27 protein-coding genes and 1 pseudogene are annotated in these 24,574 nt (G+C 43.0%); 8 read left to right on the top strand and 20 right to left on the bottom strand.

The genetic code is table 11. From position 1 onward, the window contains the following. Positions 1–319: 319 nt before the first annotated feature. From N4T56_RS14480 to pepA, 9 genes are all read right to left on the bottom strand, one after another. Positions 320–1,858, bottom strand: a complete 1,539-nt coding sequence (locus N4T56_RS14480) for an MFS transporter (RefSeq protein WP_261733712.1) — start codon at positions 1,856–1,858, stop codon at positions 320–322. A 135-nt stretch (positions 1,859–1,993) separates the two neighbouring features. Beyond that, positions 1,994–2,332: a PBPRA1643 family SWIM/SEC-C metal-binding motif protein gene (locus tag N4T56_RS14475; protein ID WP_261733711.1), complete on the bottom strand. Its 339-nt coding sequence runs from the start codon at positions 2,330–2,332 to the stop codon at positions 1,994–1,996. A 307-nt stretch (positions 2,333–2,639) separates the two neighbouring features. After that, on the bottom strand, positions 2,640–5,552 hold the full coding sequence (locus N4T56_RS14470; protein WP_261733710.1) for a valine--tRNA ligase: 2,913 nt from the start codon (positions 5,550–5,552) through the stop codon (positions 2,640–2,642). Positions 5,553–5,585: 33 nt separating this feature from the next. Continuing rightward, on the bottom strand, positions 5,586–6,035 hold the full coding sequence (locus N4T56_RS14465; RefSeq protein ID WP_261734839.1) for a DNA polymerase III subunit chi: 450 nt from the start codon (positions 6,033–6,035) through the stop codon (positions 5,586–5,588). Positions 6,036–6,119: 84 nt separating this feature from the next. Further along, on the bottom strand, positions 6,120–6,491 hold the full coding sequence (locus N4T56_RS14460) for a hypothetical protein (RefSeq protein WP_261733709.1): 372 nt from the start codon (positions 6,489–6,491) through the stop codon (positions 6,120–6,122). A gap of 9 nt (positions 6,492–6,500) precedes the next feature. After that, positions 6,501–7,193 (bottom strand): DUF4189 domain-containing protein, encoded by a 693-nt coding sequence (locus tag N4T56_RS14455; protein ID WP_261733708.1) that lies wholly within the window; start codon positions 7,191–7,193, stop codon positions 6,501–6,503. 242 nt (positions 7,194–7,435) lie between these two features. Then, positions 7,436–7,888: a substrate-binding periplasmic protein gene (locus N4T56_RS14450; RefSeq protein WP_261733707.1), complete on the bottom strand. Its 453-nt coding sequence runs from the start codon at positions 7,886–7,888 to the stop codon at positions 7,436–7,438. Further along, positions 7,875–8,225: a transporter substrate-binding domain-containing protein gene (locus tag N4T56_RS14445; protein ID WP_261733706.1), complete on the bottom strand. Its 351-nt coding sequence runs from the start codon at positions 8,223–8,225 to the stop codon at positions 7,875–7,877. The genes N4T56_RS14450 and N4T56_RS14445 overlap by 14 nt, the downstream gene beginning before the upstream one ends. A gap of 213 nt (positions 8,226–8,438) precedes the next feature. Next, positions 8,439–9,947 (bottom strand): leucyl aminopeptidase, encoded by a 1,509-nt coding sequence (gene pepA, locus N4T56_RS14440; RefSeq protein WP_261733705.1) that lies wholly within the window; start codon positions 9,945–9,947, stop codon positions 8,439–8,441. A gap of 273 nt (positions 9,948–10,220) precedes the next feature. Between pepA and lptF the strand changes: the two genes are divergently transcribed. Together lptF and lptG are read left to right on the top strand one after the other, a co-directional pair. Continuing rightward, complete coding sequence (lptF, locus tag N4T56_RS14435; protein WP_261733704.1) at positions 10,221–11,333, top strand: LPS export ABC transporter permease LptF; 1,113 nt, start codon at positions 10,221–10,223, stop codon at positions 11,331–11,333. Further along, complete coding sequence (gene lptG / locus N4T56_RS14430; RefSeq protein WP_261733703.1) at positions 11,330–12,388, top strand: LPS export ABC transporter permease LptG; 1,059 nt, start codon at positions 11,330–11,332, stop codon at positions 12,386–12,388. The genes lptF and lptG overlap by 4 nt, the downstream gene beginning before the upstream one ends. A 61-nt stretch (positions 12,389–12,449) precedes the next feature. On the opposite strand, the gene N4T56_RS14425 is transcribed toward lptG, so the two are convergent. The 3 genes from N4T56_RS14425 to N4T56_RS14415 form a co-directional block, all read right to left on the bottom strand. Continuing rightward, positions 12,450–12,959, bottom strand: a complete 510-nt coding sequence (locus N4T56_RS14425; RefSeq protein ID WP_261733702.1) for an RDD family protein — start codon at positions 12,957–12,959, stop codon at positions 12,450–12,452. A gap of 26 nt (positions 12,960–12,985) precedes the next feature. Next, entirely contained in the window at positions 12,986–13,240 is a 255-nt protein-coding gene (locus N4T56_RS14420) for a DUF2960 domain-containing protein (protein WP_261733701.1), read from the bottom strand. 222 nt (positions 13,241–13,462) lie between these two features. Continuing rightward, on the bottom strand, positions 13,463–13,996 hold the full coding sequence (locus N4T56_RS14415; RefSeq protein WP_261733700.1) for a GNAT family N-acetyltransferase: 534 nt from the start codon (positions 13,994–13,996) through the stop codon (positions 13,463–13,465). Positions 13,997–14,087: 91 nt separating this feature from the next. On the opposite strand from N4T56_RS14415, the gene N4T56_RS14410 reads away from it, so the two are divergent. Continuing rightward, entirely contained in the window at positions 14,088–14,660 is a 573-nt protein-coding gene (locus tag N4T56_RS14410; RefSeq protein ID WP_261733699.1) for a DsrE family protein, read from the top strand. A 172-nt stretch (positions 14,661–14,832) separates the two neighbouring features. Here N4T56_RS14410 and N4T56_RS14405 read toward each other — a convergent pair whose 3' ends face one another. Together N4T56_RS14405 and N4T56_RS14400 are read right to left on the bottom strand one after the other, a co-directional pair. After that, on the bottom strand, positions 14,833–15,477 hold the full coding sequence (locus N4T56_RS14405; protein WP_261733698.1) for a DUF2913 family protein: 645 nt from the start codon (positions 15,475–15,477) through the stop codon (positions 14,833–14,835). 120 nt (positions 15,478–15,597) lie between these two features. Continuing rightward, positions 15,598–16,152, bottom strand: a complete 555-nt coding sequence (locus N4T56_RS14400; protein WP_261734838.1) for a DUF4136 domain-containing protein — start codon at positions 16,150–16,152, stop codon at positions 15,598–15,600. Positions 16,153–16,591: 439 nt separating this feature from the next. Between N4T56_RS14400 and N4T56_RS14395 the strand changes: the two genes are divergently transcribed. Further along, positions 16,592–16,909, top strand: coding sequence for a DUF1289 domain-containing protein (locus tag N4T56_RS14395; RefSeq protein WP_261734837.1), 318 nt, complete (start codon positions 16,592–16,594; stop codon positions 16,907–16,909). 42 nt (positions 16,910–16,951) lie between these two features. Here N4T56_RS14395 and N4T56_RS14390 read toward each other — a convergent pair whose 3' ends face one another. Both N4T56_RS14390 and N4T56_RS14385 read right to left on the bottom strand, forming a co-directional pair. Beyond that, positions 16,952–17,542 carry a TetR/AcrR family transcriptional regulator gene (locus N4T56_RS14390; RefSeq protein ID WP_261733697.1) on the bottom strand — a complete coding sequence of 197 codons (591 nt, stop codon included), beginning with the start codon at positions 17,540–17,542 and terminating at the stop codon, positions 16,952–16,954. A gap of 76 nt (positions 17,543–17,618) precedes the next feature. Then, positions 17,619–19,040, bottom strand: a complete 1,422-nt coding sequence (locus N4T56_RS14385; RefSeq protein ID WP_261733696.1) for a coniferyl aldehyde dehydrogenase — start codon at positions 19,038–19,040, stop codon at positions 17,619–17,621. A 322-nt stretch (positions 19,041–19,362) separates the two neighbouring features. Here N4T56_RS14385 and N4T56_RS14380 point away from each other — a divergent pair, with 322 nt between their 5' ends. Further along, the gene (locus tag N4T56_RS14380; protein WP_261733695.1) at positions 19,363–19,794 is read left to right on the top strand and encodes a universal stress protein; all 432 of its coding nucleotides are present in this window, start codon (positions 19,363–19,365) and stop codon (positions 19,792–19,794) included. 131 nt (positions 19,795–19,925) lie between these two features. Here N4T56_RS14380 and N4T56_RS14375 read toward each other — a convergent pair whose 3' ends face one another. The 4 genes from N4T56_RS14375 to N4T56_RS14360 form a co-directional block, all read right to left on the bottom strand. Next, positions 19,926–20,729 (bottom strand): PH domain-containing protein, encoded by an 804-nt coding sequence (locus N4T56_RS14375; RefSeq protein ID WP_261733694.1) that lies wholly within the window; start codon positions 20,727–20,729, stop codon positions 19,926–19,928. A gap of 69 nt (positions 20,730–20,798) precedes the next feature. Further along, positions 20,799–21,248, bottom strand: coding sequence for a PH domain-containing protein (locus tag N4T56_RS14370; protein ID WP_261733693.1), 450 nt, complete (start codon positions 21,246–21,248; stop codon positions 20,799–20,801). Further along, complete coding sequence (locus tag N4T56_RS14365; protein ID WP_261733692.1) at positions 21,161–21,541, bottom strand: hypothetical protein; 381 nt, start codon at positions 21,539–21,541, stop codon at positions 21,161–21,163. The genes N4T56_RS14370 and N4T56_RS14365 overlap by 88 nt, the downstream gene beginning before the upstream one ends. Continuing rightward, on the bottom strand, positions 21,534–22,265 hold the full coding sequence (locus N4T56_RS14360; RefSeq protein ID WP_261733691.1) for a PH domain-containing protein: 732 nt from the start codon (positions 22,263–22,265) through the stop codon (positions 21,534–21,536). The genes N4T56_RS14365 and N4T56_RS14360 overlap by 8 nt, the downstream gene beginning before the upstream one ends. 193 nt (positions 22,266–22,458) lie before the next feature. On the opposite strand from N4T56_RS14360, the pseudogene N4T56_RS14355 reads away from it, so the two are divergent. The 3 genes and pseudogenes from N4T56_RS14355 (at position 22,459) to N4T56_RS14345 (ending at position 24,465) form a co-directional block, all read left to right on the top strand. Next, positions 22,459–22,786 (top strand): annotated as a pseudogene (locus N4T56_RS14355) (winged helix-turn-helix domain-containing protein). A 38-nt stretch (positions 22,787–22,824) separates the two neighbouring features. Next, positions 22,825–23,793, top strand: coding sequence for a magnesium transporter CorA family protein (locus N4T56_RS14350; protein WP_261733690.1), 969 nt, complete (start codon positions 22,825–22,827; stop codon positions 23,791–23,793). 24 nt (positions 23,794–23,817) lie between these two features. After that, a complete protein-coding gene (locus N4T56_RS14345) occupies positions 23,818–24,465 on the top strand; it encodes an alpha-ketoglutarate-dependent dioxygenase AlkB family protein (RefSeq protein WP_261733689.1) in 648 nt (215 codons plus the stop codon). Positions 24,466–24,574: the final 109 nt, after the last annotated feature.

The raw sequence follows: 24,574 nt of genomic DNA, 5'->3' as shown, positions 1-24,574 counted from the left end.
GGTCGCTTTGCTGCTAGGGCGGACTTCGACCTGCTAGGGGCGCTGCGCTGCTAGAGCGGACTTTGTCTTGCTAGGTCGCTGCGCTGCTAGAGCGGACTTCGTCTTGCTAGGTCGCTTCGCTGCTAGAGCGAGCTTCGTCTTGCTAGGGGCGCTATGCTTCTAAGATTTTATAGGTTCTAGCCGCGTAGCGTCCTAGCGGCGTAGCGCTCTAGCTTTAGACTCAAGAGTGGTCGCCATTTTATCGTAGATACAAAAAGGGAGGCATTGCTGCCTCCCTTAGTCCTACTCATATGCAGCACTCATCGAGTGCTATTAGCTATTACGCTGCGGCTTGTTGGCGCTGCATGTTTAATAACCATTTTCCGTATATAAAGATACCCACAGCTGAAATAATTCCGATAGCAGCAATGATGTACCATGCCATGCCGATGTTATTGGCTTCATAAAGCATATGGGTTAATGGTTGTGCTTCCATGCCTGTAAAATCGACTAAACGCATAAAGGCTTCACCTTGTGGAATCGCATCAACGTCGCTTTGGCTCATGCCTCGGCTCACTAACTCATTGCGCGAGATAATCTCTTTAGAGGCATAAATTTGGTAAAGCTTAGGGGCAAAGTAGCCTTCTAATGTCCAACCTATCCCTTGCGGTAACATGACAAAGCCCAAGTACATGGCTTTTTTACCTTCAGGGGCAATGTTGCCCATAAACTCATTTTTCTTCGGGCTAATCATCATTTCGCCTAAAGAAAACATCGCAATGGCCAATACAATCATCCACGCAGCATTAAAGACGCCGACTAACATAATAGCGGTAATACTTAAGATACATCCTACTAGCATGGCCGTAGTAATACGGTATTTAGCCGTAAACGCGGCCACTAAGAAGCAGGTGGTCATGATCATACCCGCATTGAGGTTTAACATGCCCTCTGGCATCACCTTGGTGCCGTCATTACTCAAGCCTAGCCAGAACTGCAATATGCCGTTGCTGGTGCCTTCTGGACCAAATAATGAGGTGACAATAATACTGGTATCAACCCATTCGGCGATATGAATAGGCAGGACGTCAAATAACGAGTTATACAAAAACCAAAAACCGGCAAACACTAACATGTAGTAAAGCACGATAGGCTTTTTCAGTTCGTGCAGTGCATCTTTCCATAATGCTTCTTGTTGTAATTCACCTGATTTTACTTTTGCGGCTCTCGCTAAACGTTCATCTTTACCAGGCTCTTTATAAGCCAGTAAAAACAGAAAGTTGAATGAGATAATTGCCGCACAGGCATAAAACACATTGTCCCAAGACAATTGGCGCATATGCACAGCAACCAATGGCCCTAAGAAACCACCGATATTAACCACCTGGTAAAATATGCCCCAGGCCATTGAGGTGTTTTCGCGTTTAGTCGACAACACTAATGTACCTTGAATACCGGGCTTAAATACCCCGGTACCAGCGGCAAGCAACATGGCTCCGGCTAAAAATCCCCAAAAGTCTGGGAAAAACGCCATGGTGAGATAACCCATGATTTTAATGATGGTCGAGACAAAAATGGTTTCTTTATAACCGACACGGTCTGAGATACCGCCGGTAAACACCGGGATAAAGGTTTGCAGCATAGCCCATACAGCAATGATGATGCCGTAATCGTGCAAGTCGATGCCTAAGCCGCCTTCAGAGACCGGAGATTTTGCATATAAGCCTGCTGATGCTTTTACTCCATAATAGGCAATACGTTCAACCAGCTCCATGCCGCCGACCAGCCAAAAAATATAACCAAGACTGGTGATTGATGCCCACATTCCCAGTTGTTTTACTTCACTCAGGTCGTTACCTGAATGCGAATTAGTGCTCATAAGTCACCCTTTATTATTGTGTGTTGAGTTAACGGAAGACACTCTACCTAAGTTGAGGGAAAATATCCAAAAAACAAAAAGCGGATCGTGAGATCCGCTTTGTTTATTTCATTTGCTGTATCTTTTAGCCGATATTTAGGCGCCACAGCACTTTTTGTACTTTTTGCCACTGCCGCAAGTACAAACGTCATTACGGTTAGGCTTGGCTTCAAAACTCACTGACTTAGGTTTATTTAACAGTCCTGTTAGCTCAATAATGTTCTCAGCTTTATCAGCATCAACCGTAATGTCGGCAAATAATTTATGCTCAGCAACCAATGTCGCGACTTCGGCTTTACGCGCTTCGGTTTGCACAGATAACAGTAATGGCGATAGTTCAGTGCCAGGTTTAGTCGCTCGCTTGGTGTTATAACCGCTTTCGCCATAGGCTGGCTTTGGGGTTCTGCGACCTTTAAAAAAGAATTTATCAGACATGGTTTTGACCCATTAAATAGAATGATGATATTGGCGCAAGCTTATACAGCAAAAACGCAAAATGGGATATTAAAGTTTGCTATAAGTGCAAAATAAAAAACCAGCGACACGTCGCTGGTTTTTAGTGTCAATGTAACTAATACCAATCAGCACAAGAATGTGATCATTCTTACTGGTTAAAATCGCTTATAAGGTCGTTAGAAATTTTGAAGGTAGAACAACTAGCTCGCTGCAATTTCTGCCTTATTCTAAGCGATTTTTCCTACGCAATCTCTGATCACTTATTTATCCTGATTGGTATATTTGATTACGCTTCTATTTTAGCCAGCTCTACTTTTTGCTCGTTTAATTTTTCAATATCGCGAGTTAAGCCAGTCATTTTTGCACGTTCTTTTTCAATGACTGCCGCAGGCGCTTTAGCCACAAAGCCTTGGTTAGACAGTTTACCTTCAATACGGGCAATTTCTTGCGCCAGTTTTTCTAGCTGCTTGTCGATACGCGCCATTTCAGCAGCAACATCGATTAAGCCTGCCATTGGGATAAGCAGTTCCATATCGCCCACTAACTGGGTCGTCGACATTGGCGCCGTTTCACCTTCTTCTAACACTGTAATGGTTTCAAGCTTAGCGAGGCTTGCAAAGAAAGCCTGGTTGGCTTCAAGGCGAATACGGTCTTGATAGCTTACACCACGCACTAAGGCGTTAAGTGGCTTAGACGGGGCAATGTTAAGCTCGGCGCGAATGTTACGTACTGCCACAATCACTTGCTTTACCCATTCCAAATCGGCCATTGCTGTGGCATCCACTTGATCTGCTTGATAGGTTGGGAACGTAGCCAACATCAAGGTGTCACCGGTTACGCCGGCTAACGGCTTAACACGCTGCCAAATAGTTTCGGTAATATATGGCATGATTGGATGCATTAAGCGCTGCATTTTTTCAAGCACTGTGACTAATGTATGGCGTGTGCCACGCATTTGCGCTTCGCTGCCATTTTGCATCACAGGCTTAGTGAGTTCTAAATACCAGTCACAGAATTGGTTCCAGGTGAACTCGTATAAAGTGTTAGCTGCCAAGTCGAAACGGTAAGCGGCCATGTGGTCGTCGAAGGTTTTTACAGTTTGGTTGAATAAACCAATAATCCAACGGTCGGCTAATGACAGCTCCATTTCACCTGGTTTGCCGTCAACTAAGATTTGGCCGCAATCAAGTGGTGTGCCGGCTTCGTCGCTGTCTGGGTTGGTTTGAGTTTCGGTGTTCATCAGCACGTAGCGTGATGCGTTCCATAACTTATTACAGAAACTACGGTAACCGTCTAGGCGCTTCATGTCCCAGTTAATGTCACGACCGGTTGATGCCATTGCAGCTAACGTAAAGCGCAATGCGTCAGTACCGTGAGCTTCAATGCCTTCGCTAAACTCTTTGCGGGTACTCTTTTCAATTTTTGCGGCCAGCTGTGGCTGCATCATATTGCCGGTACGTTTTTCAACGAGGGCTTCGAGTTCAATACCGTCAATCATGTCTAGTGGGTCAAGTACGTTACCTTTAGATTTTGACATCTTGTTGCCGGCTTCGTCACGGATAAGACCGGTTACGTAAACGGTTTTAAAAGGCACTTGTGGTTTGCCGTTTTCATCTTTAATGAAATGCATGGTCATCATGATCATACGGGCAACCCAGAAGAAGATGATGTCAAAACCTGTCACCAACACGTCGGTTGGGTGGAAGGTTTTTAAATCTTCTAAATTGTCTGGCCAGCCTAGTGTTGAGAAAGTCCATAACGCTGAGCTGAACCAGGTATCAAGTACGTCATCGTCTTGGCGCAGTACGGCTGAATCGGCAAGTTTATGCTTGGCGCGTACTTCTGCTTCGTTACGACCAACATACACTTTACCGTTTTCGTCGTACCAAGCTGGAATACGGTGTCCCCACCATAACTGACGTGAAATACACCAGTCGTTGATGTCGCGCATCCACGAAAAGTACATGTTTTCGTATTGTTGTGGCACAAATTTGATTTCGCCGGTTTCAACCGCTTCAATGGCGGTTTTAGCCATAGATTCAACCGCAACATACCACTGGTCTGTCAATAATGGTTCAATCACTACACCTGAGCGATCGCCATAAGGCACTTTTAAGCCGTGTGGCGCGACTTTTTCAAGTAAACCTAGGGTGTCAAATTCTGCCACGATGGCATCACGTGCTTTAAAACGATCTAGGCCAACATAACGCTCAGGCAAGGCCATTTCGATGTCTTTGTTTGGCGTGCCGTCGGTGTTAATCACTTCAACAAAGCTACGTACCGATGCATCTAACGTGAAGATGTTGTACATAGGCAATGCATGACGCTTACCCACTTCATAGTCGTTAAAGTCGTGTGCAGGGGTGATTTTTACGCAGCCTGTACCAAATTCCATGTCGACATAATCGTCGGCAACGATTGGGATCAAACGATTGACGATTGGTAGTAAAATGAACTTACCAATGAGTGACTGGTAACGCTCGTCATCTGGGTGCACAGCAACTGCGCTGTCACCTAACATGGTTTCTGGGCGGGTTGTGGCAACTTCGAGGTAGTCTTTACCGTCGGCCGTGAGCGCACCTTGTGCCAAAGGATAGCGGAAGTGCCACATGTGGCCTTGCTTTTCTTTGTTTTCAACTTCTAAATCTGAAATGGCGGTGTGCAGCTTTGGATCCCAGTTTACTAGGCGCTTGCCGCGATAAATTAATTCGTCATCATAAAGACGAACAAACACTTCTTGAACGGCTTTTGATAAGCCTTCGTCCATGGTAAAACGTTCGCGATCCCAATCAACAGAGGCGCCCATGCGACGAAGCTGTTTGGTGATGGTGCCGCCCGACTGTGCTTTCCAGTCCCATACTTTGTCTATAAACGCATCTCGGCCTAAATTATGGCGTGTTTTGCCTTCTTCGGCTTCAAGCTTACGCTCCACCAACATTTGGGTGGCGATACCAGCGTGGTCGGTACCCACTTGCCAAAGGGTATTTTTACCCTTCATGCGTTGATAGCGGGTGAGGGTATCCATGATAGTGTCTTGGAATGCATGACCCATGTGTAAGCTACCGGTTACGTTCGGTGGCGGGATCATGATGCAGTAGTTGCCTTGTGATTCATCACCATGGGGCTTGAAGTAACCTTGCTCTTCCCAGTTCTGGTAAAGGGCTTGTTCGATAGACTTTGGGTTGTATGTTTTTTCCATAGGAGCGTTATGTTCTCTATCTAAATTAAGTGTTTATTCTGCTAATGCTTGGGTGCTAGGTGTGATGCCGGCACTTTGGTATTGACGGTAGCGATTGCGGGCAATGCGCTTGAGTTCATCGTCATTAGCGACAAAATCGATAATATGGGGCAAGTTTACCGCAAAAGTAGGCATTTGGTCTGCAAGATTAATCAGAACTTGGCGACTTTTATTTGTACCTAGGGTGTCAAAACCAATTTCAACAGGCGCACCTGTTACCGAGCCTTCACCTTTTAAATTATGCGGTACAAAGGCATTGGGCTCAAATTGCCACAGTAACTCATCAATTGCATAAGCTTGCTGCTTGTTTTTGCAGTGAATATAGACGGTTTTTTGCTGGCGATAATGTTGTTCTGCTAACCGGCAGGCAGCCAAATAAAGCGCATCTAATGCACTCATTTGATTATGATTATCAGGCATAAGGTAAAACAAGGCTTGAGTCATGTTGTGCAGCTTTTTAGCGGTTAATAAGTTGGCCACGAGTTTACACTAAAATCGCTTGCGGGTTAATGGCTGTGGTTCTGCGATTTATATGACATTTGCATAGCTCAATGTCATGAGTGTCAGTTTAATCGAGCTGATTAATCCGAGGTATAGCGTAATCATAATGGATTTTCTACGCCGCTGCGGTAATAGCTCTTCGATGGATGGACGTTGAGGAGATGATTGTTGTGGCGTTAAGCTTGAGCGCCATAACACAAACCATTTAATCGTTAAATTGTAGGGGATGTTATTAATCATTAGCTGCTGTTTACGCCATGGGCTTAAGAGCAGTAGCCTGCTAAAGATCTGGTGCTCATTAATGGATAAGCTAAAGCGGGTCGTGAAGCGGTCGTAACAGACATCGATTTTTTGGTTATCAATGATATGTGTTTTGTGCTGCTGACGCTCAAATTGCATTAGCTATCCTTAGCGAATTAGTTCACATTTTACATGGGTAGGGCTTGTGCCTTTGGTGCACTCTTTTAATGCTCTGCGTTGCGCTTTTAGCATTGTGTCATAACCAAATGCGTAGCCATAGCGAATATGACCACTCTCGCTAACAGCAACAGCAAGAGCTTTGTGATCGTTAAAGTCTTTAAATTGCTTTAACACTTCAATTAATTTTTGATCATGTGTTATGAATTGACACGCTTTAGCTTTTGGGTTTTGTTCGCAAGTTAATGGATATTGATCAATTACATGATAAGAAATATCGACACTGTTAAACCAAGAAGACCAGCTGGTTTCTTTTGTCTCATTTGTAAGATCAACAGGAACATGAATTTGCAGTTGTTGGTTGTCAGAATCTTGTTGTCCTAACCAGACTAAGTTGAGTTTATTGTCGTTAGGGTGGCCGTCAGCAACAAGTACGTCGCCCGCGCAATTGTCGCACAGTTGCTCATCTGCTTTGATGATTGATATTTGGGTTGAATGGCCAGAAGCGCCGCCGCAGCTTCGTTCAAAGATAATAGCTTTGTACATTTTATCTAATGATAGCGATTCGGTGTATACGGTATTACCGCACATGGAGCTGAGTAGATAGCCCAATAACATTGCCACTAATCCATAAAGAGCCAATGCACTAATGATTGTAATGATGATGACTTTTAGCGCTTTCACCTGAAGATCCCTTTCTGCGACTTTGTTTTATAGATTATGGACTTATCATGCTTACAAACGAGATAATAGACCTGTTACTTATGTGTAACAAGTTAACAATTGTTTAGCTGTAGGTGTTTTGAAATTGATTAAAGATAGCCATTGTTAGATTGATAAAAAGGTAATTGGCTAATGTGATTGGCATAATGGTTAGTTGGTACGTTAATAGGTTTTTAGTACTGCGATGTTACATAAAGTGATGTTTAATTAAGTATTACTTGGTTGTGGGTGATTTTTATTTCTTTGTTAAAGTATTGATCAAAAATAGTTTGATAGCGGCCAGATGCTTTTAATTGATCAAATGCGTGTTGCCATTGTGCGATAACCGCGTCACTGGTGTCGGCTGAAAAAGCAATATATAAGGTTGAGTCGTATAATTTAATGGGCGTGCGCTCAATGGTACTGATGTCAATATTTGCCGCTTGTGCTAAAAATGGCATGACCAACTCGCTCATCGGGGCAACATCAACCCGCCCATAGCTGAGCATTCTGAGCGATTGTAATTGATCGTTATCAGTACTGAGGTTGGTAAACCCTATGCTGTTTAAGTAACTGTGATCAGCGTTATCAAGTACAACTCCCACATTTTGCAAACGTTTAAGATCGTCTAATCGCGATAACGTCAGGTTAGCGCTGCGTTTTTTATAAAAATACACTCCACTGGTAATAATCTAGTCCAACCCACTTCATGTTTTGTTCTCGCTCAGGTCTTTTAGCGATAGCAAATAAGGCGGTATTGGATTGTGACTTTAATTGCTGAAAGCCTCGATTAAAAGGATACATCTCAATTTGGGCATCGATGTGCGAGTTTTGTATTATGGCATTAACAATGTCTACTGCGAATCCCGTTATCATGCCATCTTGCTGATAGCTGAAGGGGCGTAACGGATATGTCATCAGTTTGGTGGTGGGTTGTGCCGCGGTTACATTGGCGGTGAGCAACAAAGTGATCGCCAAAAGCAAAGGTTGAAATGACAAATAAGGAGGTTTCATATCAAAGGCTCATAGGGCAATGAGTTTGTATGCGGTTTATATTGTGTCATTAATCAAATCCCTATGATTGTGATGAGTTTTTAATTTAATTCGTATTTTAACAACGCAGTCTATATCACTCGCTCAAAATGTTCAATAAACGTACAAGTTGGGTTTAAGGCCAAAAAAAAGGTAAAGCACAATGCTTTACCTTTTACAGAGAGAGTTTTAGCGTTATTCGCTAATTTCAACCCCAGCACGATTAATTAAGAACTGGCTTAAAATCGGTACTGGACGACCGGTTGAACCTTTGTTTGCGCCGCTATTCCAAGCAGTACCAGCTACATCTAAATGCGCCCAGTTATACTTTTTAGCAAAGCGAGACAAGAAACAAGCGGCGGTAATAGAACCTGCAGGACGACCACCAAGGTTAGTCATGTCAGCAAATGGGCTATCAAGCATGTCTTGATACTCATCCCACAATGGCATGCGCCATGCGCGGTCGCCACTTTGCTCACCCGCATTTAATAATTCATGTGCTAATGGATTATGCGAGCTAAATAAACCTGAAGCGTGTTTGCCTAATGCAATCACACAAGCGCCGGTTAAGGTTGCTGTATCGATAACCAATTCTGGCTCGAAACGTTCAACGTAGGTTAATACGTCGCATAATACTAGGCGACCTTCTGCGTCGGTATTTAATACTTCAACCGTTTGGCCAGACATGGTGGTTAAAATGTCACCAGGACGATAAGCGTTGCCAGCAGGCATGTTTTCACAACCGGCCAGTACACCAATCACATTGATAGGCAACTTCATTTCACACAATGCTTTCATAGTGCCGATAACACCGGCAGCACCACCCATGTCGTATTTCATTTCATCCATGGCTTCGCCAGGTTTTAATGAAATCCCGCCCGAGTCAAAAGTTAACCCTTTACCCACCAAAACAATCGGTTTTTCAGTACTGTTGACTGCGCCCTGATATTCCATCACGGTCATGATAGATTCGTTTGAGCTAGCACGGCCTACGGCAAGGTAAGAGTTCATGCCTAATTTGGCCATTTGCTCTTCACCAACGGTGGTGACTTTAAGGTTTTCATGTACTTCAGCCATTTGACGCGCTTGTGACGCTAAATAAGCTGGATTACAAATGTTAGGTGGCATGTTCGCCACGTCGCGGCATAAATGCATACCCGCAGACACTGACGTGCCGTGTTCAATTGCGCGCTCGCCAATGGTCAACTCACGGCGTGTTGGTACATTAAATACCATTTTACGCAGTGGACGACGCGTTTCACCCTTGCGGGTCTTTAATGCGTCAAATGAATATAAGCTGTTTTGAGTCGCTTCAACGGCTTGACGAACTTTCCAGTAGGTGTCGCGGCCTTTGACATGCAGCTCTGTTAAGAAGCATACTGCTTCCATTGAACCGGTTTCGTTCAAGGTGCTAATGGTTTTGGTGATAATTTGTTTATATTGACGCTCGTCTAACTCACGCTCTTTACCACAACCAACTAGTAACACGCGCTCACTCAATACGTTTGGTACATGATGCAATAGCAGCATTTGTCCTGGTTTACCTTCAAGGTCACCACGACGAAGTAGGTTACTAATGTAACCTTCACTGATTTTATCCAATTGCTCTGCGATACCAGACAAACGGCGGGGTTCGTAGACACCTACAACGATACACGCTGAACGTTGTTTTTCGGGGCTGCCGCTCTTTACGCTAAACTCCATGAGCACTCCTAGATTCTTAAAGACAAATTTTTATATTTATTAGATAATGTTTGCATTAGGCCATCTGGCATATAATCAACGAAAAGGTGTTAACTGTTTGGGATTATTAACTAAAAAAAGGCGAAAGTTGACAGCCAAAATAGATGTTAACCACGACCCCAAAGCACCTTCCGCGCTGGTCAGAAAACTAGCAAAACTTCTGAAAGTAGACAGTTTACATGAAAGTTGCTCTGATACCAGTAAAAAGATAAGTTTAGCCACCGGATCCTACTTGTGATTGTATTTAGATACCTGATTGGTGAAGTTTTAAAAGCGCAATTTGCAGTACTTTTAGTACTGTTAACTATTTTTATCAGCCAGCAATTTGTGCGCGTGTTAGCCGATGCTTCTGACGGTGAATTTCCTGCATCGTTAGTGTTGACGTTATTGGGGCTGAATTTGCCTCAGTTGACGGTTTTGGTGCTACCTCTTAGTTTCTTTTTAGCGATTTTATTAGCCCATGGGCGAATGTACGCTGAAAATGAAATGGTGGTTTTGCATGGTGTGGGGGTTAGTGAGTGGTATGTGACCCGGGTGACGTTACTACTGGCGTTAGTTAACCTCATCTTTACGGCTTATTTGTCAATTTATGTTGGCTCGTGGGCAGAAGAACGCCAAAATCAAGTGTTAGAAAAAGCGCAATCAGAAGCCGGACTTGCCGCATTAACTCAAGGGCGCTTTCAAACTAGCCCTAACGGTCGAGCGGTGTTATTTGTTGAAAAGATTAATAAAGATAATACCCTCAATAAAGTGTTTGTGGCGCAATTACCTGATCCTGATGATGAAGATGGATTAACTAACCTTGTGGTTGCTCAGCAAGGGCGAGTGATAGAAGACGATATCGGCAGCCAACAATTAGAGCTAGAAAAAGGGGTGCGTTATCAAGGCAACCCTAAGTCACTGGATATACAAGTTATCGAGTTTGGTGGCTATAAAATGGAAATTAAAGAGCAAGAAATCGACGAGCGTAGACGTAAATTGTCTGCATTGCCTATCGATGAGTTGCTGGCGACGCCAGGTTCTGAAGCTGTGGCCGAATTTCAATGGCGATTAGCGATACCGATTGCCATTCCATTAATGACCTTGATTGCGGTGCCGCTGGCACGGGTGAATGTGCGCCAAGGTAAGTTTGCTAAAATGTTCCCTGCGATTTTATTGTATTTGGGCTACTTTGGCTTAATGGTCGCAGGGCGTAAGGCGCTACAAGATGAGGTAATTCCATTATCGTTGGGGATGTGGTGGATCCACGGTTGTGCATTGGTATTAGGGTTATTGTTGTTGATTAAAGAACGGCCATCTGGAATGAAGTTGCTCGGATTTTTTAAGCGTAAACAGGTGGCAGGATGAAAATTTTAGACCTTTATATTGCTCGTATGATTGTGAGCACGTCAGCCTTATGTTTGCTAATTTTAACTGGGTTATCGGGGATTATTAAGTGGGTTGATCAGCTACGCGTTGTCGGTCGAGGCAACTATACCATGATGGATGCCGGGGTTTATGTGCTGTTTTTAGTGCCTCGTGATATTGAAATGTTTTTTCCTATGGCTGTTTTGCTCGGTGCATTAATTGGGATGGGCATGTTAGCGTCCAACTCCGAACTTGTCGTGATGCAAGCTTCTGGTATGTCGCGTTTGCAAATCACCCAATCGGCAATGAAAACCGCAATACCATTAATGATCATGGTCATGGTGCTCGGCGAATGGGGCGCCCCTGTTGCTGAAAAAAGCGCAAAAGAGCTACAAGCTGTTAAAGTATCCGGCGGCAGTTTAATTAAATCAAATCGTGGTATTTGGGCTAAAGATGGCGATATGTTTGTCAATATAGGCGAAGTACAAAACGTGGATATGCTTAACTCTGTAAGCTTGTATAAGTTTAACAATAATCTTGAGTTAACGTCGGTGACACATGCTGAGAAGGCAGTATTTACAGGTGATTTATGGCAATTAAGTGGCGTTGAAAATACATCAGTGCAAGACGATAGAGTTGTTCGTGAATTTTTAGAAACCGATGACTGGAAGTCAACGTTAACGCCAGATAAGCTCAGTGTTGTGTCAGTAAAGCCTGAATCGTTATCGATTAGAGGTTTGGTTGATTATCTTGATTACCTCGAAACTAACCAGCAAGATCCTAGCCGTTATGAATTGGCGTTATGGCGCAAAATTATGCAGCCAATAACGGTGGCTGTGATGATGCTGGTGGCGTTGTCATTTGTATTTGGTCCGCTACGAACGGTCACTATGGGGGCTCGGGTATTGTTAGGTGTCGTTGCTGGATTTAGCTTTTATATCAGTAACCAGATATTTGGTCCTATGAGTCTTGTGTATGAGTTACCCGCTTTTGTCGGAGCGGTTGCGCCAAGTTTGTTATTTACCGCTTTAGCCATACATTACATACGCAAATAATCGTCTCATTAACTAAGACACAAAAATGGCAACCTTAGGTTGCCATTTTTGTTGGTATAGATTACGCGCCGTGCCAATTGCGCATTTGATTGGCTTCAACCGACAACACCACTACTTCTGAGCGGGTTATCATATCTTGCAGAGCCAGTTTATCGTCGTTAATTAAAATCCATAAGTTACCAATACCTAACAAAGACCACACCACGCGAGCACAAGCGGTAATAAAACTGAGGTTTTGGCCATTAGGATGTTGTACTTTTAAACGCCATGCTCGCATACCTAAAGTTTGACCGCCACGGCTCCAAAATATGGCGTAAAAGCTGCACACACATAATGCCAACCATAATTGATATAGCCCATGGTAAAGCGGCGTGTTATTGAGTAAATCTGAGGTATGCTCAAAGCCGTTCATTGCAATCAACCCGGTGCTTTGTAAAGCAAAAAACACCCCAAAACCAATGCCACCGGCAAACATGTATACCGCGACGGCCAATAATGAATCGTAAATGATTGCGCCAACTCGACGAACAAAGCTCGCTCGAGGAAAGTTGGCATGTTCTGAATTTAACATCGATATTCCTTAAGTCTCAGTTGAGATTAGATTTCATCGTCTTCGCGAACAAACTTAATACTGGTAAAACCAAAGCGGGCAAATTCGGTTTTACGAAACTCTTTTTCAGCTTTTGCGCCTTTTTTGGAGGTTAAGGCGATTTGCTGCTCCATAGCGAGAAACTTTGTTAAATCTATCCCTTCCGCCTCAGCTGCGGCTTCATAAAGGTCATGGTGGATGTCATAGCTAAAGGCGATAGTTTTGGTTTGGCCTTTAAAGGTATAAATTACTTGGCGCGCCATGGCGAACTCCTGAAATTAATGTCATTTACATTCAAAAATAAAAATATGATCTATAATCAATATCATCTAACAGATATGTTTTCGACGATAAGGACCAAACGCAACCGATGCGCTAATCGTGTGGTCAAATAGTGTGGTTAATTGTCCCACGTTCGTAGGCCGATAACCAACTAGAACCCCAATGAGTTGCCATAAATAACACAATTTATTTCGTCCACAAGCCTAATCTAGAGTTAAATACAGGTAACACGCATCAGGGGGGTAAGTGTTTAAAGCTGTGTTTAAGCTTTCTGAGGGCGCTTCAGGCAAAAAACCTTGTTGTTGCCAATAGCCTTTTGCTCCCTGAACTGCCACCAAACCAATGCCGTTTTTAGACAATTGAGTCGCCTGGTTAATCACGTGCTCGAGTAATTGCTTACCCAGACCCATACCTTGAGCTGCTGGCGAAATCGCCATGTCATGCAAATACCAGCTATTGCTTTCATTGTGGGCTATTTCAGTGTCTAAAGACGGTGCATTACCCTTTGCCCAAGGATGAACTAATGCATAAGCAACAACGTGTTGAGCTTGCTCAACGACAAGGCATGTCGTGGGTGACGCTTGCCATTTACTTTGCATGACTTCAAGAGACTCTGGGATTAACTCAATATAACATTGCGCCTGAATAGCCATAATGGCTGGCCAGTCTGAAGCTATGATTGGGCGAATTGACATATGATTTAGGCTGTCGCGTGGTTTGGCCGCGATTATACCCATATGCGCCATAAAATCTATGCGTTAATCTGTGTTAAAGTGAGTCAGGATGAGCCAATGATAGGCCTAATTACAACAACGATAAGGATAAAATATGCAACAACGCTTACCTCTTTTGGCTAAACGAGCACTGTATGGTGCAATGTTAATTACAGGCTCTTGCACCCCTTATATGGCCGTTGCGGGTATGGAAGCTTTTAAGCCTGGCACAGTGATCACTGAGTACGGTAAAGTGGCTGCAATTAAGAGTAACTTGGCAATCCCTGCTGGAATGAAGTTTAAGGTGGCGTTTGATTTAAGCGCGGTAGCTAAACCCGGAGAATTGAATCGTCATATTAATACCCTTGCTCGTTTTATTAATATGCATGTGGCAGCAGGCGTTAAACTGGAAGATATTTCGCTGGCGATGGTGGTACATGGTCAAGCGGCAAACGACATGACTCAAGAACACTACTATCAGACGCTAAATGCTGAAAAAAATAATGCCAATAAAGACCTGATCGCACAGTTGGTGAAGGTGGGTGTAAGGTTTTATGTGTGCGGTCAAACGGCGGCCTATTATGGCATGAGTCAAAAGGATTTATTACCAGGTGTTGACATGGCGTTGTCTGCGTTAACAGCCCATGCAGTATTAGCTCATGAAGGCTACAGCGTTAACCCATTTTAAACCCCAGATACTTTTTGCTTAGGGCTGGGATTCATATATGGTATAAGCAAGGTATCAGCGTAAACGCTTAACGTATAACAAAGCAAGCATCACCACATAATGTGATAAGGTCGTTTCTTATAGACACTCCTTATTGCTTGTAATGCATTCCCTTACGCTGATCAAAAAAGGCTTAATATTGCTCAAGACAAAGCAAGCATAAACTAGGATGAAGATTGTTTGGCATTAAGGTATAGGTTTTGTGGTGTTTGATTAACGTGGTCTTTTTATTACCTTGGCTCAGTAATAAACCCTGAGTTAACGCAAGTTGAGCTACGATTTTTTCATCGCCACGTATGTACATTGCAATCGGCTTAACAATCTTGTCATCAACAATGTGTTGATTAAATTCTTTAGCAGAGATAATTAAGCTTGATTGTCCATCACTGTCTAATTTCAGTTTAGCGTCAATATCGGTGTCTGTGATGATAACCCATTGCTGAGACGCTAATTCTGTTAATAAGTTTTTAAGCCCGCTACCTGTCGCAATAGGGCTGTTATTGGCTTGCTGATATTGGTCTGCAATGCAGGTGAGCAAACGTTTTAGTTGCGCCCCAGCCCCTTGACTACGAGCTTGACGGATCCACGCTGTTAAGTCGTCGGCAACCAATTTAGAAAAACGCTTTGTTTTTAACGATTCAACCATCCAATTACATAAAAAATGGCTTTCTTGCGCAGGCGTGCGTTGGGCTTTATGTTGTGATGCAGAAGTATTGATGGCATCAATGCCGGCAAGTGCTAATGCCAGTATGGCTTGGTTATATGTTTCGGTGGTCATGTCAACAAATCGATAAAGTAGAATAGCGGCTAGTTTACCGTGCAACCGCTCATTGCTAAATAGATTTTTTACAATGCGATGGCCGTTGTTACATTTGCGGTTAACAACGGCCAAAAGTCGTTATTTTTGTGGTGGGAATTGCGCCAAAATTGCCGCAACGGTTTCGTTAATACCTTTGGCCTTATCTTCGCCGCCTTGATCAAAATGATACTGACCATTACCGCGCCAAATTAAGCGCTTATCTGTTGAATCAACAATATCAATTTGGATCGTTTGGGTTTTGGCGGTGTTACTGCCAAGCGGGATCCCAATGCTGGTACCAAGACCAATACCGCCTTTAGAGCCCCAAGTGCCAGAGCCTAAGCCGATAGAAAGGCTAGAGTCTTTTTCTTTATTTTGGGTGACAAACGCATAGTTAACTAAAAAGTCGCCACCGTCTGGTTGATAAACAAACCCCTGGTTTAACAAGCTTTGTTTGATATCGGCATTAATTCTGTCGGCCGTTAGTGGGTCATCAGTTTGCTCAACACTGAGTTGGCTAAACGTTTTAAGTGCAGAGAAATCGTAATTAACATCATAATCTTGTTTAGGCTTTGTCGCGCATGCCGCGAGGAGACATAAGCTACATATTATTAATGTCAGGCTGTGCCAGCTTGGACTGCTTCCTCTTAACATGGAACGCTTTGATGTTGTCATAAGACCTCCTAAAACGTGTAATAATGTACAAAATTAACTCAATTAGTATAACCTTAATATACGACGATTGTTTGCCTGTAGATTATTAGGCTTATATGACTATATCGCATTAATACCAATCCTTATTAGAATATGATCTATTTTAGGTTACGTCACTAGACCCAGTACAATGAAAATGACTGCGGGTGTAGTCATCTACATCAACGTCATTTGAAGCCGTAATGGGGGGGACGCAACCCCGAAGGGCGAATTTATCAGCGTGGTATTCTTTGTTAGCCTTTCTTAACGTAGTGCACTATGCCCTCAAAAGGCTGCCTCGAATACCGCACTGATAACTTTCGCTAAAAGAGCACATTCTAATGCGGATTGCTATAATAAATAGTCTGCATTTTATGTACTGGAGTTAATCTCACTGATGATGGAACAGTTAAGCTTTTTTGCCGTACCCAGCCCTTGTGTCGGCGTGTGTCAGTCTGACAGTCGCGGTTATTGTGTTGGGTGCCTAAGAAGCCGTGATGAGCGTTTTAATTGGATGAGTTACAGTGAGTTACAAAAGCAAGATGTTATTCGCTTATGCTTTCAGCGCAAGCGTCGACGCCAATATGCAATACACAAAGCCAAGCAGCAAGAAATGATTAACCAGCAAACCGCTCATACAGCGCAATTAGATTTTGAAGATAACAGCAACTCAGCCACCGATGATGTTGATTTAGCGGGCTTTGATTTAGATGGTTAATGTTTTTAGGTCGTTAAACCTCTAGAGGCCATTGTCGGTGGATTACTGAGCTTTCATGGCGTGCCAAAAAAGTTTAAAGCTTGCACTGCGGTGCTGTGGGTTACTACCGAGTTGCGGGTTATCTGTAAAGAAGCGGATAGCGGCTAAGTACTGCCCATGGCAGTTTTCAAGTAATAATTCGTTGGGGAAATTGGCAATAATGCCTTGCTGCTTACCTTGCTCAATCAACTCAACGACAAAGCCTAAGATGCTTGTCATCGCTTGCTTTCTCACCGCAATATCAATATCGGCTGACATTGAATATTGTAAAAAGAACAATTGCTTAAGAGGTTGTGCGATAGCCCAATCAATGGCTTTTTGCCATAGGTTATTAGCGTCTTTTTCAATGTCACCAGATAATTGAGTATTGCTTACCATATTATTGGCAAACTCTTGTTTTATTGATAGAAACAATTGGCTCATTATATCGCTTTTGGTTGGGAAATGATGAAATAACGTCCCGGTTGCCACTCCCGCAGCTTTGGCGATTGATGCCGTTGATGTTGCATTAAAGCCGTTACTGACAAACAGTTGTAGCGCTGAGTCTAAAATGGCTTGTTTTTTATCTGTGGCGGTTGTTATTTTACTGCTCATTAAGTCAAAAGTGCCTGTGGTTGAAAATGATTAACTGCCCAGAAAATGTCTATGAACTGACTGGGCAGCAGCGTTGTTAACGCAAGAAAAATTTCATCAATAGTCGTTGAATGAGCCCACCATAAGGAGGGTGCACAAACACGCCAGTATTGATTTTACCACTGTTTAGCACCGTTTTAGCGTGACTAAAGGTTAAGAAGCCCTCTTTACCATGGTAATGCCCCATGCCTGAAGGCTCGATACCACCAAATGGCGCGTCGTCTGCCGCCACATGAAATACCGTGTCATTAATACACACACCACCAGAATGGGTTTGCTGTAAAATATGTTGTTGGGTTTTATCATCAAAACTCATTATGTATAACGCCAGAGGTCTGTCTCCACGGTTAATATAACCAATGGCCTCTGACACATTTTTATAGCTAATGATCGGTAAGAGTGGCTCAAAAATCTCGTCTTGCATTATCAACATGTCGTCAGTTGTGTCGGTAATCAGTTGCGTTGCTAATTTTCTGTTATCGGTCGAAATAGGGTCATCCGTTGCGGATATGACCTTTGCGCCTTTTGCTTTAGCATCGTCAAGCACTTTTAATAAGCGCTGATATTGGCGATCATTAATGACATTGCCGTAATCTTGGTTATTAACAAAGTCAGGATACATTTTGTTAAAACGAGCGCGGTAGGCTGCAATAAACGCATCGACTTTGTCGGCAGGGCAGAGCACATAATCAGGAGCAACACAGATTTGACCGGCATTTAAACATTTACCAAAAATGAGTCGTTCAACAGCGGTATCAATCGACATGTCGGGCGCAATAATTGCGGGCGATTTACCACCTAACTCTAAGGTTACAGGAGTAAGGTTATCGGCAGCGGCACGCATTACATGGCGCCCTACGACGGTAGAGCCGGTAAATAAAATATGATCAAAAGGCAGAGATGAAAACTCTGCAGCAACTTCCGCTTCACCTTCAACAATGGTTACTTCAGAGGCATCAAAAACCGTGGCGAGTAATTGGCGTAACACGCCATTTGTAGCAGGGGTAAACTCAGACATTTTGAGCATGGCACCATTACCTGCGGCAATGGCTGTCACTAACAGCCCCATCGATAACATGATTGGAAAGTTCCACGGCACGATAATGCCAATGATACCTAAAGGTTGATATTGCACAGACACTTTTGAGGGGGATAGCAACATGCCTGCATGACGACGGCTAGGCTTCATCCACGATTTAAGGTGCTTAATGGTGTAATTGATATTGTTCACGCACGGCATGATATCTGAAATAACGGTATCATTTGAGGAACGGTGACCATAATCGAGATTAAGGGCATCAATTATCGCTTGTTGGTTATCGAGCAATGCGAGTTTCAGTTGAGTTAATTTGTCAACGCGAGATTGATAACTCGGTGCCGGTTGTGACAAATAACGGCTACGTTGTGTGTCGAGTAATTGCGCGAGTGAGTTTACTGTCTGATCCACTGCCATGTTCATTATTTTTCTCCGGCTGATAGTCTGAGTCGGTTAATTGCGCCTGATGTTGTTTAAACATAATCGCATTAGCTGTAGCCAATGTGCTTAACTATAAATTTATTCACATAAACCGACTGATTAGTCGGTCTGATGTTAGGCGTTTTTTTGAACTAAAGCAAGTTTTCGGCATTGATTTGATTTTGATCACTAAAAATACTCAAATTAATGACTACACTTAATTTGTAAGAGGGGTTATTAACTGCGTGAATACAGTCTGTTGGCTGTGCCAGTTTAAGCGGGTTAACTGACTCTTTAGTTGTTCACGTTTAAGGAGGGTAGCAAAATGCGTACACGTAATATTTTATGGCCTACCGACTTTTCAGACACGGCGTCGCATGCCTTACGATATGCCATTGAGATGGCAAATCTCTACAATGTCGGTATTCGTATTTTGAATGTGGTTGATCAACCTCTAGGTGACGAAAACTATATGGTGCTTGCGATTACACCTGAAGAGTTGGCTAAAACCATGGAAGATGCTGCCGCTAAGCAAATGCATGAATTATTAGCTCAGTTAAAAACTGATTTAAAAGTTGAAACAGTGATCCGTCGTGGTGATGCTGTGACCGAAATTTTAGCTGAAGCCAATAGTGATGAAATAGGTATGGTGGTGATTGCTAGCCACGGCCGCACTGGTCTCTCACACTTTTTGCATGACAATGTGGCAGAAGAAGTGGCGAATAAAGCCAAATGCCCAGTGTTAGTGGTCAAGTAGCTTTTAGAAGCTCATTTAACAATGCTGACCAGTCACCAGTGATGGGTAACTGGTTGCATTTGGCATTTCGAGTAGAAAAATGTCTGTTTGACATTGCCCAAAACTTTTGTTTTTGTGTAAGCGGTATGAGGTTAAATCCAGTTTTGACTATTACGACTAACCGCATGCAGCGAACGGGAAATGATTTGATTAGCAATGTCGATAGGGATATAAGGAAACACCACACTGCCGCTGGCAAGACCGATTTCAATATAAGCTAAGTTTGCCCGTTTTTGTCCCTGTGTTTGAGTTATTTTGACGTGTTGCACTTTGTCAAAAGCAATGCGTTTCCATTGCCTGCCGAGCAAGCCTGTATGCTGCCAAATCACCTGGTCGTCAATGATATATCCCCAATGTTTATAACGTAAATAAATAAGCCCAATAATCACCGAAGTGGTTAGCCAGGTGGATTCAAAAAAGCTCAAACTACGTCCATCAAATCCGCCAATGACCGATAACAATATGGCGATAGACAGTGGCAGTATGATCCGTCGTGTAAACCATTTTATGTGAATAGACGTGTAATTATGTGGTAAAGCGCTTGCGCCGCCACTGAGATTTGGCATGGCCGTTAATATTGCTTCTACTTCGTTTGGTTTTACGCTGGGAATAAGCATATGTTGTTTGGTTTTTTGCTCAACCTCTTGACCTTTGACTTGCTTAAAATACAAGGTCCAACGTTTAAAGAGTCGAGCTATTAGCGGTTGCTTTGCATGGATCAGCTGCACCCTTTTAATGGCTAATGCATCTTGTTGGTGTGAAATAACTCCGCCACTGCGTTGCAGGGTGTCGGTATGCCTATCGAGTTTGTAAGGATAATATTTTAATACAGCGGCGATAATCGAAATAAGCGAAAACAGTCCGTATAAAAACAACAAGCCAAGAATAAAAAACAAGCTTTGTAAGCCAATGTTTTGATGGGTTTGGCCTCAATCCATAACCAAAATTGTCTGGCGATAACGGAGTCAAATACCTTTTCCATATCGATTTGGCCGATGATGGATCGCAATCACTGCAAACCAAATAAAGTTGTTTTGATAAAAGCCAAATAGTAATAAATCACCCAGAGATTTACGCGTTACAGGAGTAGAGCTCTGCGTTTGAGCATCAAGTTGCGGCTCAATATTGGCTTGAGAGGACGACGATGTCGGTTGTTCAAGGTGCGTCAAATTAAGCAATAAGCGTTTAAGCGTCTGCGCCTGTTCGATGTTTAACGCTGCTAGCTTGGCTTCATCTTTTTTCGACCCAGCGGTTTCTATCACCAGTGTGCCAAGGGCGAGCGGTTTAAAATAAAAAGGTTGCTCATAACGTATGTTTTGAATTCTGCTTAGCGGGATTTCATCTTTTTTGGTAAAAAATAGTCCTCGTTTAACATCGAGTTTCCCCCTGACAAACGAAAGCGAAATTTGTGCCACTCAATCACCGCAGCCACACTGACAAGCAGCACTATCACGCTTATCATCAACACCAACCATTGCCCATCAAATCCTTGTTTCCAACCGGTATAAACTATTGGGATGATGGCAATACCATTACTGAGGATCCCTTTGAGCGCACCAAATACGTAGGTAATAATCGACCAGGGCGATAATGCTTGCCACTCTTTGAGCTGATTGGCGAGAGCGTTATTGCTGTGCTGATCAGATGTACTAGCCTCTATAACATCGGGTTGTTTTATTGGTTGAGGTGTTTTTGGCGACTCATCCATGAGGTGTGTCCTCAAAGGATGTTTCGGCTCTGGATGTGGTGAGTTGATGCTCCACATCTGCGGTGGTTTCAGTGTCATTTTTTAGTGGACTATCGCCGTCATGCTCAGGCTGTTCAGTTATAGGCTGGTGGCTCGCCGCGGCTTTAGCTAACAGGTGCTGACGTAAATGTTCAGCCAGTTCATCATTTAGTCCGGGCAAATCAATCTCTGCCACGCCACTGCCGGCACTAAAACATTTTAATGACACCAGATTAAATTTTCGTTCGGCTGTGCCTTGAGATAAATTAACGTGCTGCAGGCGTGTATAAGGTAGGGCAGTTGTTGACACCCAAAATAGCCCTTCACGGAACACCAGCTCATGCTCAAATACACCATAGGCAATCCGTTTGGCTTTCATATGGATAAGCTTAATGATAATCACAGCTAGCAATGCATAACCTGGTAATATGGATAAGGTCACACTCGTTGGGATATCAGGATTCATTAGGCCAAAAATGGTAATGGCTAGGGTGATTAACATCGCGATAGTAACGCTAATAATCAACAGTAATTTAGAGTAGTTAGCATCGACGGCTTGCAGCGCTAACCTGGATAATGGGATATATTGTGCCGGCCTGAGTATATGGCCATGTTGGTAATGGTTTAACTCTGCCGCTGACTCAGCTGTTGAATCTGAGGCTTGTGCGACTAAAGGCTGACTTTTTTGTGTCGGATTCATGTTCATTATTATGTTATACCTTTGTTACCGTATCCTTATCATACTGCCATGGTTTTAGGGCAATTTGCGACTAGCAGGTTGTAAATGTTTATCTCAAACCGCAATTTGATTATTGCTTAGCTGTTGATATTACTTGCATGCAGGGCAACACATGCAGTAATTTCAAATAAAGTCGTATTATTTATAGGGCGTTATATCGATGTTTTCTCAACTTAACGTTATTAATAAATCGCAAAAAGCATTTTTGCGAAAGCTATATCTGGCACATCTTCTCGATGAAGAACAACACAACCTATTAAGTCTACAAAAGTTAACGGGTATGCCAAGGCGCACTCTGCAAGATGCTATCGCGGCTTTTGTCGATATTGGTATTAAAGTCGATTTTATTCAGCAAGGGCAGAGGCATAACGAAGGGCATTATCGAATTTCGACCTGTGGGCCGAATCAGTAGCGCCTGGGTTAATAGTCATTTTGAACAAATTAAAGCCGTGATAGAAGACGTAGAAACCCAAGAATTAGCCAGCTAGTTTGAGCGGCCACCCAGTTGTCTTAGCATGAGTTAATTATGACCATTCATATCTTATTGTTTGATAACCAAGGTCAACTATTGTCGCATGGCGATGAGCGTCTTATGGCGCAATATGAGCCAGAAAAGCAGCGTATTTGGATTGACATCAGCGGCTCTAATAACCAAGCTTTTTTTCAAGCGCACCCGCAGTTTGGTATTGATAATCTTGATTTTGAAGAAGCGCACCGTGAGCGCCACCCTCCTCAAATTGAAGCTTATGCTAATCACGCATATTTATTAACGCATGAGTTAATGGAACGACAGTCGTATTTACTACTCGATAGAAGCCATTTGCTGATGCACGTTAATCGTCAGTTTTTGATTACCCAGCATCTAAATCCTTCAATTAGTGTGGCTAAAATTACCGAGCAAGTCATGGCTAAGCAACGCCTTGAAAGTCCTGAAATGAGCTGGGTGTGTTTTGCCATTATGCGTCAAATAGTGACCGACTACTTAGCCGTGATGTTGGCATTAGAAGAACGTTTAAACGATATAGAAGACGAGATTTTTGATGCCACAAGTGACGATTTACTTGCTGAGTTAATGGCATACAGTAGTAAATTGCAAAAAGCGAAACGTTCATTTAGTTATCATGAAGAGCTATTACAGCAATTATTAGGAAGCGATGGTGCTAAACACATTGAGTTTGACTATCAACAGTTAAGCTATTTGTATAACCAGTTTGAGCGTTTATCGAGCCGAGCAAGCTTGTATCAAGGATTAGTGAGCAGTTTGATTAATGGCTTTATCTCTGTGAGCGCGCATAAAACCAACCGAGTAATGATGACGTTAACCTTGGTCACGGCCATATTTTTACCTCTAACAGTTATCGCGGGTATTTATGGGATGAACTTTGACAATATGCCAGAGCTAAAATGGTCTTATGGTTATTTTGCTGTGTTGTTGCTTATGGCGTTGATTGTGCTTTTGGGGCTGTGGTGGGCTAAAATAAAGCGCTGGTTTTAACTGTTTTTTGAAATAGGAGGTAAAGTGTCTGGTTTGCAACAGGGGTTTGACTTTGAGGTACCACAAGCCCAGTTAGATCTCGATACAGATGTTCATCATCCATTAACGCCACCTGTTACCTGGATTAAAGGCTTTTTGTCTGCTAAACAGCAACAGTTGTTACTTAACGAAGTTGATCACTACCCGTTAGAAAGAGTGTCTATTGAGGTCTATGGTAAGCGGCATCCTATTCCACGCACTCAAGCATGGTTTGGCGATCCTGGTTGTGATTATCATTATTCTAAGTTACACATTAGCGCCTTACCCTGGCCTAAGGTATTAAGCCGTTTACGACAAAAATTGTTTACAGAACATCAAATACAAAGCAACACAGCGTTAGTCAATCGCTACGCAAATGGTCACGACTGCATGGGGTGGCATAGTGATGATGAACCCGAAATTATTGAGGGCTCTGCTATTGCGTCAGTCACACTCGGAGCCTGTAGAGACTTTGTTGTGCGCCATAAAAAAACGCAAACCAAAGTGAATTTTGCCCTAGAGTCGGGAGATTTGTTGATTATGCACCCAGGCATGCAACAAGATTGGCAACATGCTTTGCCTAAGCGGCTTAAAGTAACAGAGCCTAGAATCAACTTTACCTTTAGGCACATTATTCCCCATTACTATCGCTAAGCTTTACGGTAAATCGCATCACCTCAAGCCCCGTTAATGACAAAAACTATCTTTAATTGAACCTTGCCACGGTGTATTTACGTATCAATTGAGCATGAAACACGTAATA

Source organism: Shewanella phaeophyticola, assembly GCF_025398315.1.
In the GTDB taxonomy this organism is placed as follows: Bacteria; Pseudomonadota; Gammaproteobacteria; order Enterobacterales; family Shewanellaceae; genus Shewanella; species Shewanella phaeophyticola.
The sequence above is the reverse complement of the archived record's forward strand: the minus strand, read 5'-3'. Positions and strand labels throughout refer to the sequence as shown.